Origin of the sequence: Nissabacter sp. SGAir0207 (assembly GCF_005491205.1) — a bacterium.
Taxonomy (GTDB): domain Bacteria; phylum Pseudomonadota; class Gammaproteobacteria; order Enterobacterales; family Enterobacteriaceae; genus Chimaeribacter.
Genome location: NZ_CP028035.1, coordinates 767,326 through 787,335, shown reverse-complemented (window position 1 = coordinate 787,335; position 20,010 = coordinate 767,326). Strand labels below are relative to the sequence as shown.

Sequence of the window (20,010 nt, the reverse complement as noted above, 5' to 3'; positions counted from 1 at the left end):
GCCCGCGACAGGCGCGGGCTTTTTATTAAGCGGATAAATCAGCAGTAACCGTAGGTCATCAGACGCTGGTAACGGCGGTTGATCAGCTCTTCTTCATTCAGCGTGTCGAGGTCACTGAGGTCGGCCAGCAGCTGGGCCTTCAGGGACGCAGCGACCGCCGGGATGTCACGGTGTGCGCCGCCCAGCGGCTCCGGGATCACCGAGTCAATCAGCTTCAGCTCTTTCAGGCGCGGGGCGATGATGCCCATCGCTTCAGCCGCCAGCGGCGCTTTGTCGGCGCTCTTCCACAGGATGGAGGCACAGCCTTCCGGGGAGATCACGGAGTAGGTGCTGTACTCCAGCATGTTGACCTTGTCACCCACGCCGATGGCCAGTGCGCCGCCGGAGCCACCCTCGCCAATCACGGTGCAGATGACCGGCACGCTCAGGCGGGACATTTCACGCAGGTTGCGGGCGATCGCCTCGGACTGGCCGCGCTCTTCCGCCCCCACGCCAGGGTAGGCGCCTGGGGTGTCGATGAAGGTGATGATCGGCATCTTGAAGCGCTCAGCCATCTCCATCAGGCGCAGGGCCTTGCGGTAGCCCTCCGGTGCCGGCATACCGAAGTTGCGGCGGATTTTCTCTTTGGTTTCACGGCCTTTCTGATGACCGATGATCATCACCGGGCGGCCATCCAGACGGGCGATGCCGCCCACGATGGCTTTGTCGTCAGCGTAGGCGCGATCGCCTGCCAACTCGTCAAAGTCAGTGAAAATATGTTCGATATAATCCAACGTGTAAGGGCGACGCGGATGACGCGCCAACTGGGCAATCTGCCAGGCACCCAAATCGGAGAAGATCTTGCGGGTCAGCTCTACGCTCTTTTCACGCAGGCGCTGCACCTCTTCATCCAGATTAATATCTAATTTTTCGTCTTGACGACTGACTGCAGTCAGCGAGTCAATTTTCGCTTCAAGCTCTGCAATCGGCTGTTCAAAATCAAGAAAATTCAGACTCATAGTATTCCTATTTTAGTCAAATTCCAGTTCCACCTGCTCATTGCCGACCAACGTCCGCAAATCAATCAAGAGGCGGTCGGTCGGCGTTACGCGCCACGTTGCCCCAAACCGCAGGCGGGCGCGTGCATCTTCGCGCTGATAATACAGATGCACTGGAATCGTCCCCGATCGATGGGGTTCCAACGACTGTCGGAGACGGTTCAAAAGCTGGTCATCAATTTGCCTGTCAGTCAGCGAGATAGCAAGCCCGCGAGCATATTTTTCCCGGGCTTCACTGATGTCCATGAGTTCGCGGGCGGTCATTTTAAGGCCGCCGCTGAAGTCATCAAAGCTGACCTGTCCGCTGGCAATCAGGATACGGTCTTTTTCCAGCAAATGCTGGTATTTTTCCAATGCATCAGTGAACAGCATCACCTCCAGACGGCCTGAGCGGTCATCGAGTGTGCAGACGCCGATGCGGTTACCCCGTTTGGTGACCATCACGCGTGATGCCACTACCAGGCCAACGGCAGTGGTCATTTTGCCCCGTTCCGTCGGATGCATATCCTTCAAACGCTGCCCGCCGGCATAGCGTTCGATCTCCTTGAGATATTGGGTAATCGGGTGGCCTGTGAGGTACAGCCCCAGCGTCTCCCGCTCGCCATCCAGCACTTTCTGCTCTGGCCACGGCGCGACGCTAGCGTAGGACTGCTCCACCTGCTCCGGTGCCTCGGCCAGCACGCCAAACATGTCCACCTGGCCGATGGCCTCCGCCTTGGCGTGCTGATCCGCCGCCTTTAGCGCATCGCCGAGCGAGTTCATCAGCGCCGCGCGGTGCGGCCCCAGCCGGTCAAACGCCCCGGACATGATCAGCTTCTCCAAGATGCGGCGGTTCAGCTTCTTGATGTCCGAGCGGGCGCAGAGGTCGAACAGCTCCTTGAAGTAGCCATCCTGATTGCGCGCCTCAATGATCGCCTCAATCGGCCCCTCGCCCACGCCCTTGATGGCGCCGATGCCGTAGACGATCTCGCCCTCGTCATTGACGTGGAAGTGGTACTGCCCGCTGTTGATGTCCGGCGGCAGGATCTTCAGCCCCATCCGCCAGCACTCATCCACCAGCCCGACCACCTTGTCGGTGTTGTCCATGTCGGCAGTCATTACCGCCGCCATAAATTCGGCGGGATAGTGCGCCTTCAGCCACAGCGTCTGGTAGGAGACCAGCGCATAGGCAGCGGAGTGGGATTTGTTGAAGCCGTAACCCGCGAACTTCTCTACCAGATCGAAGATCTTCATCGACAGTTCGCCGTCGATGCCCATCCCTTCGGCACCCTCTTTGAAGACCGAGCGCTGCTTCGCCATCTCTTCTGGCTTTTTCTTGCCCATCGCACGGCGCAGCATGTCGGCGCCGCCCAGGGTGTAGCCCGCCAGCACCTGGGCAATCTGCATCACCTGCTCTTGGTAGAGGATGATGCCGTAGGTCGGCTCCAGCACCGGCTTCAGTGACTCATGCTGCCACTGGATATCCGGGTAGGAGATCTCCTCGCGCCCGTGCTTACGGTCGATGAAGTTATCCACCATGCCCGATTGCAGCGGGCCGGGGCGGAACAGCGCCACCAGTGCGATCATATCTTCGAAGCAGTCTGGCTTCAGGCGTTTGATCAGATCCTTCATGCCGCGCGATTCAAGCTGGAAGACCGCGGTGGTCTCCGCCCGTTGCAGCATGTCGAAGCTCTTTTTGTCCTCAAGCGGGATGGCGGCGATATCAATCGGCTCCAGCCCCTGCTTGGCACGCCGGGCGTTGATCATCTCCAGCGCCCAGTTAATGATGGTCAGGGTGCGCAGGCCGAGGAAGTCGAACTTCACCAGACCGGCGTACTCCACGTCGTTCTTGTCGAACTGGGTAACCGGATGGTTGCCCTCGGCGTCGCAGTAGAGCGGCGCGAAATCGGTGATCTTGGTGGGCGCAATCACCACGCCACCGGCGTGTTTGCCGGCGTTGCGGGTCACCCCCTCCAGCTTGCGCGCCATGTCAATCAGTGCGCGCACCTCTTCATCCGCCTCGTAGATCTCCGGCAGTTGCGGTTCCGCCTCAAAGGCTTTCGCCAGCGTCATGCCCGGATCGGGCGGCACCAGCTTGGAGATACGATCGACGAAACCATAGGGGTGGCCCAGCACGCGGCCCACGTCGCGGATAACCGCCTTCGCCGCCATGGTGCCGAAGGTGATGATCTGGGAAACCGCGTCACGGCCATACATCTCCGCGACGTGCTCAATCACCAGATCGCGCTTCTCCATGCAGAAGTCGACGTCAAAGTCGGGCATCGAGACACGCTCCGGGTTAAGGAAGCGCTCGAACAGCAGGTCAAACTCCAGCGGATCGAGATCCGTGATCTCCAGCGCGTAGGCCACCAGCGAGCCGGCGCCCGAACCACGCCCCGGCCCAACCGGTACGCCGTTATCCTTCGACCACTGGATAAACTCCATCACGATCAGGAAGTAGCCGGGGAAGCCCATCTGGTTGATTACGTTCAGCTCAATGTCGAGCCGCTCGTCATACTCTGGCCGCCGCCGCGCCCGCTCCTCCTCGTCCGGGAACAGGAAGGCCAGTCGCTTCTCCAGCCCCTCTTTCGATTTCACCACCAGGAAGTCTTCGGTGGTCATCTCGCCGGTCGGGAATTGCGGCAGGAAGTACTCGCCCAGCCGGATGGTGACGTTACAGCGCTTGGCGATCTCAACGCTGTTGGCCAGCGCCTCAGGGATGTCGGCAAACAGCTCGCACATCTCCTCTTCGCTGCGCATAAATTGCTGCGGGCTGTAGTTGCGTGGGCGCTTGGGATCGTCGAGGGTGAAGCCATCATGGATGGCGACACGGATCTCATGGGCGTCAAAGTCATCCGTCTCAATGAAGCGGACGTCGTTGGTCGCCACCACCGGCACGCCGTGGGTGGTCGCCAGCGTCACCGCCGCATGCAGGTAACTCTCTTCATCCGGGCGGCCGGTGCGGATCAGCTCCAGATAGTAGCGGCTGGGGAAGTGCTCGGCATAGAAGGCGAGCGTCTGCTCTACCAGCGTCTGGTTGCCGCGCAGCAGGAATTTACCTACGTCGCCCTGCCGTCCGCCCGAGAGCAACAGCAGCCCGCCGCGGTGCTCCACCAGCCAGTCACGCTCAATGGTTGGCCCCAAGGCACCATAACCACGCTGATAGGCACGGGAGATGAGCAACGTCAGGTTCTGATAACCCTCATTATTCATCGCCAACACCGTCAGCTGGGCCAGTTCGTCGCCCAACTCCGGGCTTTGCAGATGGAAGTCGGCCCCGATAATCGGCTTGATACCGGCGCCATGCGCGCTGCCGTAGAACTTCACCAACCCACACAGGTTGGTGAAATCGGTGATTGCCAGAGCTGGCATTGCCAGGGCAGCCGCTCGCTTAACCAACGGGCCCACTTTGGCTAGCCCATCAATCATGGAGTAGTCACTGTGTACGCGCAGGTGAACAAAACGAGGTTCGGCCATATCGAAATACCAGAATTGAGTAAATGGAAGCTCTGGCGCATGGGCGCCAGAGGGTCATATTAACGCGGGGACAGCGATAACGCGCGTTTCACCGGGGCGAAACTGCGCCGGTGGTGGGCCGTTGCGCCAAATTGCGCCAGCCTCTCCAGATGGAACGGGGTGGGATAGCCCTTATGCTGGGCAAAACCGTAATCCGGGAACTCTTGGTCCAACAGCGCCATCTCACGATCGCGCGTGACCTTGGCCAGGATAGAGGCAGCGCTGATCTCGGCCACGCGGCTGTCGCCCTTCACCACCGCCTGCGACGCCATCGGCAGGGCCGGGCAGCGGTTGCCGTCAATCAGCACCATGTCTGGCGTCACCGCCAGCCCCGCTACCGCCCGCTGCATCGCCAGCATGGTGGCGTGCAGGATATTCAGGCTGTCAATTTCATCCGGTTCGGCGCGTCCGAGGCTCCAGGCCAGCGCTTTCTCTTTGATCTCATCGAACAGCGCCAGACGGCGTTTTTCACTTAACTTTTTCGAATCTGCCAGCCCCACGATCGGCCGGGCCGGATCGAGGATAACGGCGGCGGTCACGACCGCGCCCACCAGGGGGCCGCGCCCGACTTCATCCACGCCGGCGATACAGCGCGCGGCGGGATAGACAAAAATTTCACTCATGGCTGGGCCAGTTCCAATACCGCCAGCGCGGCCTGTTCGTCGGCGTCGCAGCGGATCTGCTGATGGAGTTCAAGGAAGGTGTGCTTCAGTGCGGCGCTCTGTTCGCCACTGGCCAGCAACGGCATCAGGGCCGCCGCCAGCTTGTCCGGCACGCAGTCATGCTGCAACAGCTCAGTGACTATCTCCCGGCCAGCCAACAGGTTGGGCAGCGAGACGTAGGGCGTCTTGATCAGCCGCTCGGCCAGCCAGAAGGTGAAGGGTTTCATGCGATACCCCACCACCATCGGGCACTTCGCCAGCATACACTCCAGCGCGGCGGTGCCGGAGGCCAGCAGCGCAGCGTCACTGGCGACCATCGCATCACGCGCCTGGCCATCCAGCAGGTGCATCGGCAGATCTGGCGCCACCTGGGCCTTAATCTGCTCGAACTGCTCGCGCCGTTTGGCATTGACCAGCGGCACCACAATCTCCAGATCAGGGTAGCTGGCGCGCAATTTTTGCGCCGTACGCAGGAAGTCAGCGCCGAGCATCTCCACTTCCATATTGCGGCTGCCGGGCAACAGCGCCAGACAGCGCGCATCCGGGCGAATGCCCAGACGCTGGCGCGCCTGCTGTTTGTCCGGTTGCAGCGGCATGGAGTCGGCCAGGGTATGGCCAATGAAGCGGCAAGGCACATCAAATTTATCGTAAAACGCCTTTTCGAAAGGCAGGAAAGCCAGCACCAGATCGGTGGCTTTGCCGATTTTGAAAACGCGCTTCTGCCGCCAGGCCCAGACCGAAGGGCTGACGTAGTGGATGGTGCGGATGCCGTTACGCTTCAGCCGCCCCTCCAACGTAATGTTGAAATCAGGTGCATCGATGCCGACAAACACATCGGGCTTGAGGGCATTGAAGCGCTGGGTCAGGTCGCGACGGATCTTCAGCAGGCGAGGCAGCCGTTCGACCACCTCGACAATGCCCATCACCGCCAGCTCTTCCATCTCGTACCAGGCTTCACACCCTTCCGCCTGCATCAGCGGCCCCGCGACGCCCACAAAGCGGGCGTCGGGAACATGCTTTTTCAGCGCACGAATCAGACCGGCGCCCAGAATGTCGCCGGATGTTTCACCGGCCACCAGGCCGATCGTCAATGGACGCTTCTGCATAGATTAGCGAATGATGCCGCGCTTGGAACGGGCAAAGAACTCACTGAAGGGTTTTACCGCCGGATGCTGTTCAGCCAGGGCTGCAATTTCTGGCAGCGCCTCTTCCAACGTATTGCCGTTGCGGTAGAGCACTTTGTATGCGTTGCGGATGGCATGCAGCGCCTCTTTATCAAAACCGCGGCGCTTCAGCCCCTCGATATTGATGCCGAACGGCGTGGCATGGTTGCCCTGCGCGATGACAAAGGGTGGGACGTCCTGCGCCACACCGGAACACCCGCCCACCATCACATGCGCGCCAATCACGCAGAACTGGTGAATGGCCGTCATGCCGCCAATGATCGCAAAATCATCAATCTGCACATGGCCGCCCAGAGTGGCGTTATTGGCCAGGATGCAGCGGTTGCCGATAACGCAGTCATGCGCCACGTGTGCGTTGACCATCAGCAGGTTGTCGCTGCCAACTTTGGTCAGGCTGCCGCCCTGCGTGGTGCCGCGGTGAATGGTGACGCTCTCGCGGATGCTGTTGCGATCGCCAATCTCCGTGCGGGTTGGCTCGCCAGCATATTTGAGATCCTGGTTCACCTCACCAATGGTGACAAACTGGTAGATAGTGTTGTCACGACCAATTTTGGTGACGCCATTTACGACCACGTGCGACTTCAGCACCGTGCCTTCGCCAATTTCGACCTGCGAGCCGATATAGCAGAAGGGGCCAATATGTGCGCCGGCGCCAATGATGGCACCCTCTTCAACGATAGCGCTGGGATGGATAAAGGCGGTTTTGTCAGTCACGAATTAACTCTCCCGACGACGGGCGCACATCATTGAAGCTTCACAGGCCACTTCACCGTCAACTTTGGCAACACCTTTGAAACGTGCAACGCCACGACGTTCTTTAATGAATTCAACTTCCAGAATCATCTGGTCACCTGGTAATACTGGACGCTTGAAGCGGGCATCGTCAATGGCAGCGAAGTAGTACAGTTCACCCGGCTCCAGTTTGCCAACGCTTTTGAACGCCAGAATACCGGTGGCTTGCGCCATGGCTTCAAGGATCAGCACGCCTGGGAAAATCGGCTTACCAGGGAAATGGCCCTGGAAAAACGGTTCGTTGACTGAAACGTTTTTCACTGCACGAAGAAATTTGCCTTCTTCAAAATCCAGCACGCGGTCAACCAGCAAGAACGGGTAGCGGTGCGGAAGCAAATCCAAAATCTCTTCAATATGCAGAGTATGAGTGTCAGTAGTCAAAATACTCTTCCTGTCTAAAAAACTGATGGCATCAATAACACGGCCTGCTTAACCCCCAAAAGGAGGGCATAAGGCAGGCCGCAAATAGGGGTATGTGTATGCGCAGCCAGCGATTCTGCGCACCTTGCCCGCCTTACGGGCAAGGGTGGTGATTAGTCTTTTCCGACTTTACGCTCAACAGCTTTCAAGCGCTTGTTTATTTCGTCAATATTCATCACCAGCGCGGCGGTTTTGCGCCACGCTTTATTGGGCTGCAACGGAATGCCTGAAGAGTATACCCCAGGTTCGGTAATTGGTCGCATAACCATTCCCATTCCGGTGACAACGGCCTTGTCACAGATTTCCATGTGGCCGTTAATCACGCTGGCGCCGCCAATCTGGCAGTAGCGGCCAATTTTCAGGCTGCCGGCCATGATTACGCCGCCCGCGACCGCCGTATTGTCGCCAATCACGACGTTGTGTGCAATCTGGCATTGGTTATCAATGATAACGCCGTTGCCGATAATCGTGTTATCCAGCGCGCCACGGTCAATGGTGGTACAGGCGCCAATCTCGACACGGTCGCCAATTTGCACCGTGCCGAGCTGGGGAATTTTGATCCAGTTGCCGCGATCGTTGGCGTAGCCAAAGCCATCTGCACCGATGACCGTGCCGGATTGTATCAGGCATTGCTGGCCAATTTCGATGTTATGGTAGATGGTGACGTTGGCCCACAGGCGGGTGCCTGCGCCAAGGCGGCTATTTTTACCGATAAAGCATCCCGCACCGATCACCACGTTGTCACCCAGTACTACACCGGACTCAATGACAGCATTGGCACCAATCGACACATTTGCACCCAAGCTGGCCTGCGGCGACACCACGGCGCTCGGCGCGATATCTTCCGCCGGCGATGGCGTGGTATCCATCAGCTGCGCCATACGCGCATAGGTCAGGTAGGGGTTTTTGACGACCAGAGCGGCGCCATGCCAGAACGGCAAGTCAGCCTCCGTCAACACCACGGCGCCGGCTTTGCAGCTGGCAAGTTGTTCACGGTAATGGCTGTTGGATAAGAAGGTGATGTGCTCAGAATCTGCGGAATGCATAGAAGCAATGCCGGTGATGGCGAGATCGCCATCACCGTGCACGTGTGCATCCAACTGCTGTGCAAGATCAGCCAGTCGAATTGAAGACATGAATTATTTAACCTGTTTCAGCACATCAGCAGTAATGTCTTTGTCAGCATTGGCGTAAGCGACGGCGTTGGCGTCGATGACCACGTCATAGCCCTCTTTGCTGGCAACAGACTTCACCGCGTCCTGGATACGGCTCAGGATTTTGTTACGCTCTTCCATCTGGCGACGGCGGTTATCCTGCTCGAAAGCCTGCGCTTTGCTGGAGAAGGTTTCACGCTGAGCCATCACGCTTTTTTCCAGCTTGCTGCGCTCGCTGGCTTTCATGGTAGAGCCGTCACGTTGCAGTTTCTGCATTTGGGTCTGCAGGTCACGCTCCATGTTTTGCAGTTCAGAGGCACGGCCTTTGAACTCATTTTCCAGCTGCTTCGCCACTGCGTCACGCGCTGGAAGCTGTTGGAAAATGCTGGAGACGTTAACGACTGCGATTTTATCGGCAGCCTGAGCGCCGGCAGACGCAGCCATTGCTAAACCGAGGCTTGCGGCACACAACCACTTTTTCACTATAAACTCCTTACCATCATCCGTTTGTGTCAGAGACACTTGAATTACACAACCTATCCAGCATACCACACTGCCCACCCCCAAGCAGCGCCTGGGAGTGGGAGCAACTACACAAGATTGTCGTGAAGTTACAGCATATGCGCGCGCGAAGCGGCATTACCATGTTTTACCGATGTTAAACTGGAACTGCTCCGCCTTGTCGCCATCGTACTTCTTGATTGGCTGCGCGTAGGAGAAGACCAGCGGCCCCAGCGGGGACATCCACTGCAATGCAATACCGGTGGAGACACGGAAATTGTCTGGCGAACTGTAGTCCGGCACGCCGGCTGCACGGGTCGCGGAGGTGTTCTCCCAGTTGGTATCCCAGACGGTACCACCATCCACGAACAGCGAGGTACGCACGGAGTTGGCGTATTTGTCGCTGATGAACGGCGTCGGCACAATCAGTTCGGCGCTCAGCACGGCCATGGCGTTACCGCCCACGGCGTCGTCAGAGTTCTCCACCGGGCATCCGGCGTAGCTGCCGTCACCGGAGTTACAGCGGAAGTAAGCAGCTTTCGGGCCAATGGTGTTGGACTGGAAGCCACGCACGGAGCTGGAGCCGCCGGCATAGAAGTTATCGTAGAACGGCACCTCTTTACCGCCCAGGCCATCTGCATAGCCGGCGCGCGCACGTCCCATCAGCACCCACTCGTGGTTCTCACTCAATGGCAGGTAAGAGGTCGAGTCGAAGGTGACTTTATAGTATTCGTTGTCTGAACCCGGCACCGTCACCTTGCCGCTCAGGCTGGCACGTGTCCCGGCGGTCGGGAAGTAACCACGGTCGAGGTTGTTGTAGGTCCAGCCGAGGTTCAGCATGAAGTCATCCGCGCTGAATTCGGTGTCGCTGGAGTCCTCGCCCACCACCACGCCAGGGTTGACGCCCACAGAGTTCAGGTAGCGCCACATGCCCACCTGCGGCTCCATGTCGGAGAGGTCATTGTGCACGTAGTCCAGACCCAGACGCAGGGAGTTGTTCTCATTGACCGGGAAACCGAGCGTCGTGCCGAGGCCGTAGCTGCGGTTGGTGTAGTCAGAGAGGTCTGCGTCATCTGCCTGGAAGTCGTTGTAGAACAGACGGCCGCCCAGGCTCACCCCATCCACCGTGAAGTACGGGTCGGTCAGGGAGAGTTCCGCATAGGTCTGGTAATCATTCTTGGTGCCGCTGATGCCCACGGTGTTACCGGTGCCCAGCCAGTTGTCCTGCTGGACGCCCACCTGAAAGCTGACGCCACTCTCGGTGCCGTAGCCGATACCGAAGTTGAAGGTGCCGGTATTGCGCTCCTTCACTTTGTAGGTCACGTCCACCTGGTCAGCGGTGCCCGGCACACGCTGGGTATCCACGTCCACCGATTCGAAGTAGCCCAGGCGGTTCAGGCGCTCTTTGCCCTGATCAACCTGGTCATTGCCCAGCCAGGCCCCTTCCATCTGGCGCATTTCGCGGCGCAGTACGGAGTCCTTGCTGGTGTCGTTACCCTCAAAGCGGATATGGCGTACGTAGAAGCGGTTGCCAGCATCCACGGAGATGTGCAGCTTCACCGTCTTGTCCGCGTCATTGATCTCCGGTTGGGTGATCACGCGCGGGTAGGCGTAGCCATAGCGGCCCAGCAGCTGCTTGATGTCGCCTTCCATCTTGGTGACCTTGGCGCCGTTATACAGCTCGCCCGGCTCCACCTTGGTCAGCGCCGTCACTTCTGCGGAGTGGCCAGCCATGTTGCCATTCAGCTCCACACCCGACAGCTTGTACTGATCGCCTTCGGTGATATTCAGGGTGATGTAGATGCCCTTCTTGTCCGGCGTCAGGCTCACTTGGGTGGAGTCGATGTTGAAACGGGCATAGCCGCGATCCAGGTAGAAGCTGCGCAGGGTCTCGAGATCGCCCGCCAGTTTCTGCTTCTGGTATTTGCGGTCGCCAACCAGGTTCCACCACGGCACTTCGTCACGCAGCTGGAAACGGGAGATCAGCTCTTCCGTGGTGAACGCATGGTTCCCCACAATGTTGATCTGCTGGATTTTGGCTGAAACGCCCTCGGTGAAGACCAGTTTCAGGTCAACGCGGTTGCGCGGCAGCGGCGTGACCACGGCTTTCACCGAGGCGCTGTATTTGCCGACGCTGTAGTAGAAGTCCTCCAGCCCCTTCTCAATGCTGGAGAGCGTGGTGCGGTCCAACGCTTCGCCTACACGCACGCCAGACGCCTCAAGGTTCTGTTTGAGCATGTCATCCTTCACCGACTTATTGCCGGAGAAGGTGATGCTGGCGATTGTCGGGCGCTCTTTGACCTGCACGATTAAGGTATCACCATCCCGGAGTACGCGAACGTCCTCAAAGTTGCCGGTCGCGAACAGCGCCCGGATGGTGTTACTGATGTCTTCGTCATCCACCGTATCGCCTACGCGAACCGGCATATTGAGTAACGCCGCACCGACGGCAACTCGTTGCAGGCCTTCGAAATGAATGTCCTTCACTACGAACCCGTCTGCACCGTATACGGTGGCGCTGCCAAACAGCAGCGACGCTATGAGCAACTTTTTCATCGCCATCGTTGTTATGCGTTCTTCCTAACCTAATCCCCTGCCTCAGAGGCGGGAGAAATCATTGAAAAGTGCAAGTCCCATTAACAACACCAGCAATACGGAGCCGATGCGGTAGCTGAAGTCTTGTACTCGCTCAGAAACCGGCCCGCCCTTCAGCTTTTCAATCGCCAAAAAGAGCAGGTGTCCACCATCCAGTACCGGCAGTGGGAACAGGTTGATAATCCCGAGGTTCACGCTAATCAGCGCCAAAAACATCAGGTAGTAGACCAACCCAAACTCCGCTGACATCCCAGCGCCCTGTGCAATCGAGATAGGGCCACTCAGGTTGTTCAGCTTCACATCGCCGGTAATCAACTTACCCAGCATGGACACGGTTAGCTTCATCAGCTGCCAGGTCTTGTCTCCGGCTTCGTAGAGCGCCGTAAACGGCCCATACTGGCGAATCGTCTTGTACTCGTCAGGCAGCGGGATGACCTTGGGTACAACCCCGGCAAATCCCTCTACCCCTGCCCGGCCAGCCGGTTTGCTATCTGGCACCAGGGTCACGGACAGCGGCGAGCCCGCCCGTTCAATCTCAATCGCCAGCGGCTTGCCGGCATTGTCGCGTACGTCAGCGACAAAGGTTCGCCACTGCGCCAGCGGCTGACCATTGACTTTAACGATCCTATCACCGGGTTGCAAACCCGCTTTTTCCGCCGCCGAACCGGCCTGTACTTCCGCCAGCACCTTTTCGATCGTCGGGCCGCGCGGCACGATGCCCAGTGCCACAACGGGATCCTGCTTATCTGGCTCAAACTGCCACTGGCGCAGGTCGAGGCGCTTCTCCACCTCCCGGCTCATGCCAGCACCAAATGGCGCCACTGTCACCGTGGTTTGCGCATCGCCAATTTTGCCAATTAGCTCCAGACGCACCGAATCCCAATCAGGCGTTTCGATGCCACCAAGTGACTTAAGTTCCATGCCGGGAGAAATTTCAGCGTGCGCCGCCACGGAGTCGGGCAGCACCTCCCCCACCACCGGGCGCAGGCTCGGCACGCCGATGATGAACACCAGCCAGTAGGCGAAGATGGCGAAAATGAAGTTGGCGATCGGCCCGGCGCTGATGATAGCGGCACGTTGCCAGACGGTTTTGTTGTTGAAGGAGCGGTGGCGCAGTTCCGGCGGAACCGACTCCACGCGCTCATCCAGCATCTTGACGTAACCACCAAGGGGGATCAGGGCGATGACATACTCCGTGCCCTGGCGATCGGTGCGCCGCCACAGGGCGCGGCCAAAGCCGATGGAGAAGCGCTCAACCTGCACGCCACAGCGGCGGGCGACCCAGAAGTGACCGAACTCATGTACGGTGATTAACACGCCCAGCGCCACGATAAAGGCCGCCAGGCTCCAGAGTATGCTCATCATAATCCCACCACTCCCCGTCTCAGACCGTTCAAAACACCAACAGCATCAGGCAGGCAAAGACCGGCACTGCCGCCGTCAGGCTGTCGATACGGTCAAGGATACCGCCATGACCAGGGATAAGGTTGCCGCTGTCCTTGATACCGGCCTCACGCTTGAACATGCTCTCTGTCAGGTCGCCCAGCACCGAGGCCAGCGCGGCGACGATGGAGCAGACCAGCAGCATCATCGGCTGGATGCTGAGCGGGGCAAAGCGCCCGAACAGCCAGGCAATCACCGCCGAGGTCACCAACCCGCCAATCAGGCCCTGCCAGGTTTTGCCCGGCGAGACCTTAGGGGCCAGCTTATGCTTGCCAAACAGCTTGCCGAATACATAGGCACCCGAGTCTGCGCCCCACACCAGCAGCATGACATACAGCAGCCACCATGCACCGTTCGCGTGGTTCTCCTCGTAGCCATACTGGCGCAGCGCCACCATGCCCCAGAAGAAAGGGACGATGGTCAGCAGCCCAAACAGCAGGCGCAGTGGCTTTGACTTGCGCCACAGCCCCGCCGAGCGCGGGTAGAACAGCACCAGCAGCAGTGCCACGCCCCACCAGACCAGCGACGCCCAAAGCGACAGGCTGACCTGCGGCACGTGCAACGACTGGCGGTAAGCAGGGAGGGTCAGCATCATCAGCGCCAGCAGGAAGCCGCACAGAATGGCCAGCCAGACCCGCTGGTTACGCGAAGCGAAGCCAGCCAGCTGGCCCCACTCCCAAGCAGCAAGCATGCAAACGATCAGAGTGACAATGGCGAACCCCACCGGCGGAAGCAGAAACAGCGCGGCAATGACAATGGGGATCAAAATAAACGCGGTGATGAGGCGATACTTCAGCAAAAGTTCCCCCTAGGACGCATCAGCGCCGATAGGTGTTGTTCCCCCGAAGCGGCGCTCGCGATGTGCAAATGCATTCAGCGCACCTTCAAAGACATGTTCATCAAAGTCAGGCCAGAGGATATCGGTAAAGTAAAGTTCCGCGTAGGCAATCTGCCACAGCAAAAAGTTACTGATCCGGTGCTCCCCGCCCGTACGGATAACCAGATCCACGGGGGCCAGTTCATGCAGACAAACCAGGTCGCCCAGGGCTTCCTCTGTAATCTGCTCCGGGTGCAGCTCGCCGGCCTGTACCTGCCGCGCAAGCGTTTTCACTCCCTGAATAATATCCCACCGGCCGCCATAATTCGCGGCGATGTTCAGCGTCAGGCCATCATTTTCAGCGGTCAACGCTTCTGAACGGCGGATACGCTCCTGCAAACGGGGACTGAAACGGCTGGTATCGCCGATAATCCGTAAGCGGACGTTATGTTTATGCAGACTTTTGACTTCGCTGTCCAGCGCCCTGATGAACAACTCCATCAAGGCAGAGACTTCCTGTGCGGGGCGATTCCAGTTTTCACTGCTAAAGGCATAAAGCGTGAGTGCATCGAGATGATGGTTGGCCGCAAAGCTTACCGCCCGGCGTACCGATTTCACCCCTGCTTTATGACCAAAGATGCGTAACTTTCCCTGACGTTTAGCCCAACGGCCATTGCCATCCATGATAATGGCAACGTGGCGTGGTCCCGGGATGGGCAGGTCAGCCCCGTGTTGATTTGCGGACGACATAACGCGTACTTATTTCCTCAATCAGAAATACAACAGTGCTACCGGAACATAAGGCCCTGTGTGCGCAAAAAAGCCGTGAACCAGGCACGGCTTACCCTAAACTGCCCCCGGCCTGCCAGCGGCATCGTACCGCTGTACATGCATTTTACTGATATTCATAACAGAGTGCCGGGTGGCGCTGACTATATCATTTTCACCTATCATCGACAAACGGCCCGCATTGCAAGCAGATAGCTCAACGGCAACCGGCGCCGACCACGCTTAACGCGGCATCGCGCGCCTGGCGGTCAATCGCCAGCACGTCCTCTACAGCGTGCGGTTCTGACAGCGCCAGTGTATCAAGGACGCGGCGGTTTACCGCGGCGATGTCGGTGAAGCGGATCTCATTATTCAAAAATGCCGCGACCGCCACCTCATTGGCTGCGTTCAGCGCCGTGGTGGCCGCCTGCCCGGCATTGCAGGCTTCAATCGCCAGTTGCAGGCACGGATAGCGCTGGTAGTCAGGCTCCATGAAGGTCAGCGCGCCAATGCGGCAGAAGTCCAGCGGCTCGACGCCCGCCCCCACCCGCTGTGGGTAGGCCATCGCGTGGGCGATGGGGGTTCGCATGTCTGGCGAGCCAAGCTGCGCCAGCACGCTGCCATCACGGTAGCGCACCATGGAGTGGATCACCGATTGCGGATGCAGGATCACCTCCATCTGCTCGGCGGAGGCGTTGAACAGCCAGCGCGCCTCAATGTACTCCAGCCCCTTGTTCATCATGGTGGCGGAGTCCACGGAGATTTTACGCCCCATCGACCAGTTGGGATGGGCGCAGGCTTGGGCCGGGGTCATCATTGGCAGCTCAGTGAGCGCGGTTTCGCGGAACGGGCCACCGGAACCGGTCAGGATGATGCGCGAGACGCCATGCTCCTCCAGCGAGGCATAGCCGAGGCGGGTCTGGATTGCCTCCGGCAGGCTCTGGAAGATGGCGTTGTGCTCGCTGTCGATAGGCAGCAGTTGCGCGCCGCTTTGGGCGACCGCATCCATAAAGATGCGCCCGCAGGTCACCAGCGACTCTTTGTTGGCCAGCAGCACCTGCTTGCCGGCCCGGATGGCGGCCAGCGTTGGCAGCAGGCCAGCGGCACCGACAATGGCGGCCATCACCTGGTCGACGCCATCCAGCGCCGCCAGTTCGCAGGCTGCGCCCTCCCCTGCCAGTACTTCGGTCTTGAGGTTCAGCTCTGCCAGCCGCCGCCGCAGGTCATGGGCGGCCTGTTCATCGGCCATTGCCGCGTAGTCAGGATGGAACTCGGCGCACTGTTGCGCCATGACATCAACATTGTATCCGGCCACCAGGGCCTTCACTGCAAATTGCTGGGGGTTGGCGCGAATCACGGCCAGGGTGCTAAGGCCAATAGAGCCGGTGGAACCCAGAATGGTCAGTTGCTTCATGAGGGTGCTCTGAATAACTGTTTATTATGATTAGAAGGCGTCCAGTCTGAAACCTGAGACGTCAGATGTCTATGGGATTTCAGCGGTAAAACAGAAATATCACCGTATAAAATAATAAAGCGCCGCCAAGGCGACGCTTTATTTCACGCGGAAATTAAAACTCCATTAATTCCGCTTCTTTCTCTGCCAGGGCGGCATCGATTTTCTTGATGAAGACGTCGGTCATCTTCTGGACGTCGTCCTGGGAGCGACGCTCTTCATCTTCGCTGATCTCTTTGTCTTTCAGCAGCGCTTTGACTTTGTCGTTGGCATCGCGACGAACGTTGCGAACCGAGACACGGCCCTGCTCTGCTTCACCACGTACTACCTTGATCAGGTCGCGGCGACGCTCTTCGGTCAGCGGTGGCAGCGGAACGCGGATCACGGTGCCGGCTGAAGAGGGGTTCAGACCCAGGTCAGACGCCATGATCGCTTTTTCCACGGCCGGACCCAGGGTGCGGTCGAAGACAGTGATTGCCAGGGTGCGCGCATCTTCCGCCACCACGTTCGCCAGCTGGCGCAGCGGTGTTGCGGAGCCGTAATACTCCACCTGGATACCATCCAGGAGGCTTGGGGATGCACGGCCTGTACGGATTTTGCTGATGTGGTTTTTAAACGCGTCGACGCATTTTTCCATGCGCGTTTCAGCATCTTTTTTGATTTCGTTAATCACGTTGCGAACCCTTGAAAACTGGTTACTTGGCAGACTCTACGTCTAGTATAGCCCGTAAATACTTAAACCAGCAGAGCTGGCCAAAGATAGCATGGGGGCCAGGTCGGTGACCGGCCCGGATGGCCCCCATGATAGCAAACTTAACGGCAGACCGTTATTTGCAGATCAGCGTGCCTTCTTTCTCGCCCATCACCACACGGCGCAGTGCGCCCGGCTTGTTCATGTTGAACACGCGGATCGGCAGGTTGTGGTCGCGCGCCAGGGTAAAGGCGGCGAGATCCATCACCTTCAGTTCGCGCTCCAGCACATCGGCGTAGGAGAGCTGATCGTACAGGGTGGCATCCGGGTTCTTCACCGGGTCCGCTGAGTAAACGCCGTCCACTTTGGTGGCTTTCAGCACTACGTCGGCCTCGATCTCGATGCCGCGCAGGCAGGCAGCGGAGTCGGTGGTGAAGAAGGGGTTGCCCGTACCGGCGGAGAAGATCACCACGCGGTTGTTGCGCAGCAGGCTGATCGCCTCCGCCCAACTGTAGTTGTCGCACACGCCATTCAGCGGAATGGCAGACATCAGGCGGGCATTCACATAGGCACGGTGCAGCGCATCACGCATCGCCAGACCGTTCATGACGGTGGCCAGCATTCCCATGTGATCGCCCACTACGCGGTTCATGCCAGCTTGCGCCAGACCTGCACCACGGAATAAGTTACCCCCGCCAATGACCACACCGACCTGGATGCCCAGCTCGACCAATTCCTTTACTTCCTGTGCCATACGATCCAAAACGCTAGCGTCGATACCAAAACCTTCTGCGCCTTGCAGGGCTTCGCCACTCAGCTTAAGCAGGATTCGCTGATATACGGGTTTTGCATTGGTTGCCATGGTGTTCTGTCCTAAGAAGCAGTGAGAGTAGTGGGGTTTTTTGTGTATCACATCACAACTTTGTTGCAGGCGCTACAAGGCAGGATGTCATTGGGATAAATCTGGCTGGATAAAACGGAACCGCCTGATGGCGGCTCCGTAAGTCATTAAGACTGTTTGCTCATTGCTGCAACTTCAGCAGCAAAGTCAGTCTCAACTTTCTCAATGCCTTCGCCCACTTCGAAGCGGATGAAGTCAGTGACGTCAGCGTTCTGCTCTTTCAGCAGCTGAGCAACAGATTTGCTCGGGTCCATGACGAAAGGCTGGCCAGTCAGAGAAACTTCGCCGGTGAATTTCTTCATGCGGCCTTCAACCATTTTCTCTGCGATCTCTTTCGGCTTGCCAGACTGCATCGCGATGTCCAGCTGAACCTGGTACTCTTTCTCTACTACTTCAGCAGAGACGTCTTCCGGCTTCACGAATTCCGGCTTGCTTGCTGCGATGTGCATCGCCAGCTGCTTAACCAGCTCTTCGCTTGCGTTTTTAGCCGCAACCAGAACACCGATACGCGCGCCGTGCTGGTAAGAACCCAGTACTTCGCCTTCCAGGGAAGCTACGCGACGGATGTTGATGTTCTCACCGATTTTCGCAACCAGTGCCACGCGCTCTTCTTCGAACTGCGCTTTCAGAACTTCAACGTCAGTGATCTTGCCTGCCATCGCCGCGTCCAGCACTTTGTTAGCAAAGGCCTGGAAGCCGCTGTCTTTTGCCACGAAGTCAGTCTGGCAGTTAACTTCCAGAATGATGCCGTAAGTACCGTCGATCTTGGTGATGATCACGCCGTCAGCAGCCACGTTGCCTGCTTTCTTCGCTGCTTTGATCGCACCAGATTTACGCATGTTTTCGATTGCCAGCTCGATATCGCCGCCTGCTTCAACCAGCGCTTTCTTGCAATCCATCATGCCTGCGCCGGTACGCTCGCGCAGCTCTTTTACCAGGGATGCGGTAATTTCAGCCATTCTATTTTCCTCGGTTATCTCGTGGGGGAGCGAGAGGCTCTCACAGAGACGGTTCTCGCATTTAAGATAAGCAAAGGGGGCCTATAAAAGGCCCCCTAACCAACCATATTCAATACCTGGTTAATAAGGGCTCAGTAAGAGCGTGCCTTATTATTCAGCTTCTACGAAGCTGTCTTCTGCCTGAACAGCCAGATCTTGCGAACGGCCTTCACGAACAGCGGCAGCAACAGCGCTCAGGTACAGGCTTACTGCACGGATTGCGTCGTCGTTACCCGGGATAATGAAGTCAACGCCATCCGGATCGGAGTTGGTATCAACGATGGAGAATACCGGGATACCCAGGTTGTTAGCTTCTTTGATCGCGATGTGCTCGTGGTCAGCATCGATAACGAACAGTGCGTCCGGCAGGCCGCCCATGTCTTTGATACCGCCCAGGCTGTTTTCCAGTTTTTCCAGCTCACGGGTACGCATCAGAGCTTCTTTCTTGGTCAGCTTGTCGAAGGTACCGTCTTGGGACTGGGTTTCCAGATCTTTCAGACGCTTGATGGACTGACGAACGGTTTTCCAGTTGGTCAGCATGCCGCCCAACCAGCGATGGTTCACGAAGAACTGGTCGCAGCTGTTAGCTGACTCTTTTACCGCTTCGCTTGCAGCGCGCTTGGTACCAACGAACAGGATCTTACCTTTACGGGAAGAGATCTTGGTCAGCTCAGCCAGAGCTTCGTTGAACATCGGTACGGTCTTCTCAAGGTTGATGATGTGAACCTTGTTACGTGCACCGAAGATGAACGGCTTCATTTTCGGGTTCCAGTAACGGGTCTGGTGACCGAAGTGAACACCAGCCTTGAGCATGTCGCGCATGGAAACAGTTGCCATGATAAAACCTCTATAGTAGATGTTGGGGTTATGCCTCCACGTATCCCATAACGCCGACCCGTTGAAGCGAACTTCGCGGGGCACCCCGGCGCATGTGCCGATACGTGTGTGTTATACACATATGAGTTTAGTTGGCCGATACCGTCCGGTCATTAATTACGACGCAGATGCGGTTCGCCGGCGCGCTTTATACCACAATCCCGCCCCAGACTCCAATAGTTGTTGCGCCACGGCGCGACGGAAAATCAGCGTTTGGCAGCCC

Annotated in this window: 17 protein-coding genes; all 17 read right to left on the bottom strand. The window is 58.1% G+C overall.

Annotated elements, in window-relative coordinates:
- Nucleotides 1-38 precede the first annotated feature (38 nt).
- Complete coding sequence (gene accA / locus C1N62_RS03420; RefSeq protein ID WP_137762307.1) at nucleotides 39-998, bottom strand: acetyl-CoA carboxylase carboxyl transferase subunit alpha; 960 nt, start codon at nucleotides 996-998, stop codon at nucleotides 39-41.
- A 12-nt stretch (nucleotides 999-1,010) separates the two neighbouring features.
- Nucleotides 1,011-4,493: a DNA polymerase III subunit alpha gene (dnaE, locus tag C1N62_RS03415; RefSeq protein WP_137762306.1), complete on the bottom strand. Its 3,483-nt coding sequence runs from the start codon at nucleotides 4,491-4,493 to the stop codon at nucleotides 1,011-1,013.
- 59 nt (nucleotides 4,494-4,552) lie between these two features.
- Complete coding sequence (gene rnhB / locus C1N62_RS03410; protein ID WP_137762305.1) at nucleotides 4,553-5,155, bottom strand: ribonuclease HII; 603 nt, start codon at nucleotides 5,153-5,155, stop codon at nucleotides 4,553-4,555.
- A complete protein-coding gene (gene lpxB, locus C1N62_RS03405; RefSeq protein ID WP_137762304.1) occupies nucleotides 5,152-6,300 on the bottom strand; it encodes a lipid-A-disaccharide synthase in 1,149 nt (382 codons plus the stop codon). Before lpxB ends, rnhB begins: the two co-directional genes overlap by 4 nt.
- A 3-nt stretch (nucleotides 6,301-6,303) precedes the next feature.
- Entirely contained in the window at nucleotides 6,304-7,092 is a 789-nt protein-coding gene (lpxA, locus tag C1N62_RS03400; RefSeq protein ID WP_137762303.1) for an acyl-ACP--UDP-N-acetylglucosamine O-acyltransferase, read from the bottom strand.
- A 3-nt stretch (nucleotides 7,093-7,095) separates the two neighbouring features.
- On the bottom strand, nucleotides 7,096-7,551 hold the full coding sequence (gene fabZ / locus C1N62_RS03395; RefSeq protein WP_137762302.1) for a 3-hydroxyacyl-ACP dehydratase FabZ: 456 nt from the start codon (nucleotides 7,549-7,551) through the stop codon (nucleotides 7,096-7,098).
- Between the two features lie 152 nt (nucleotides 7,552-7,703).
- Nucleotides 7,704-8,726 carry a UDP-3-O-(3-hydroxymyristoyl)glucosamine N-acyltransferase gene (gene lpxD / locus C1N62_RS03390; protein WP_137762301.1) on the bottom strand — a complete coding sequence of 341 codons (1,023 nt, stop codon included), beginning with the start codon at nucleotides 8,724-8,726 and terminating at the stop codon, nucleotides 7,704-7,706.
- A gap of 3 nt (nucleotides 8,727-8,729) precedes the next feature.
- On the bottom strand, nucleotides 8,730-9,227 hold the full coding sequence (skp, locus tag C1N62_RS03385; protein ID WP_137762300.1) for a molecular chaperone Skp: 498 nt from the start codon (nucleotides 9,225-9,227) through the stop codon (nucleotides 8,730-8,732).
- Between the two features lie 156 nt (nucleotides 9,228-9,383).
- The gene (bamA, locus tag C1N62_RS03380; RefSeq protein ID WP_137762299.1) at nucleotides 9,384-11,807 is read right to left on the bottom strand and encodes an outer membrane protein assembly factor BamA; all 2,424 of its coding nucleotides are present in this window, start codon (nucleotides 11,805-11,807) and stop codon (nucleotides 9,384-9,386) included.
- Between the two features lie 36 nt (nucleotides 11,808-11,843).
- Nucleotides 11,844-13,205, bottom strand: a complete 1,362-nt coding sequence (gene rseP / locus C1N62_RS03375) for a sigma E protease regulator RseP (protein ID WP_137762298.1) — start codon at nucleotides 13,203-13,205, stop codon at nucleotides 11,844-11,846.
- A gap of 28 nt (nucleotides 13,206-13,233) precedes the next feature.
- Nucleotides 13,234-14,082, bottom strand: a complete 849-nt coding sequence (gene cdsA / locus C1N62_RS03370; protein WP_137762297.1) for a phosphatidate cytidylyltransferase — start codon at nucleotides 14,080-14,082, stop codon at nucleotides 13,234-13,236.
- Between the two features lie 9 nt (nucleotides 14,083-14,091).
- Nucleotides 14,092-14,850: a (2E,6E)-farnesyl-diphosphate-specific ditrans,polycis-undecaprenyl-diphosphate synthase gene (ispU, locus tag C1N62_RS03365; protein ID WP_137762296.1), complete on the bottom strand. Its 759-nt coding sequence runs from the start codon at nucleotides 14,848-14,850 to the stop codon at nucleotides 14,092-14,094.
- Nucleotides 14,851-15,085: 235 nt separating this feature from the next.
- A complete protein-coding gene (gene ispC, locus C1N62_RS03360; protein ID WP_137762295.1) occupies nucleotides 15,086-16,282 on the bottom strand; it encodes a 1-deoxy-D-xylulose-5-phosphate reductoisomerase in 1,197 nt (398 codons plus the stop codon).
- Between the two features lie 154 nt (nucleotides 16,283-16,436).
- Nucleotides 16,437-16,994, bottom strand: coding sequence for a ribosome recycling factor (frr, locus tag C1N62_RS03355; protein ID WP_137762294.1), 558 nt, complete (start codon nucleotides 16,992-16,994; stop codon nucleotides 16,437-16,439).
- A 154-nt stretch (nucleotides 16,995-17,148) separates the two neighbouring features.
- On the bottom strand, nucleotides 17,149-17,874 hold the full coding sequence (pyrH, locus tag C1N62_RS03350) for a UMP kinase (RefSeq protein ID WP_137762293.1): 726 nt from the start codon (nucleotides 17,872-17,874) through the stop codon (nucleotides 17,149-17,151).
- 146 nt (nucleotides 17,875-18,020) lie between these two features.
- On the bottom strand, nucleotides 18,021-18,872 hold the full coding sequence (tsf, locus tag C1N62_RS03345; RefSeq protein ID WP_137762292.1) for a translation elongation factor Ts: 852 nt from the start codon (nucleotides 18,870-18,872) through the stop codon (nucleotides 18,021-18,023).
- Nucleotides 18,873-19,022: 150 nt separating this feature from the next.
- Entirely contained in the window at nucleotides 19,023-19,748 is a 726-nt protein-coding gene (rpsB, locus tag C1N62_RS03340) for a 30S ribosomal protein S2 (protein ID WP_137762291.1), read from the bottom strand.
- Nucleotides 19,749-20,010 lie beyond the last annotated feature (262 nt).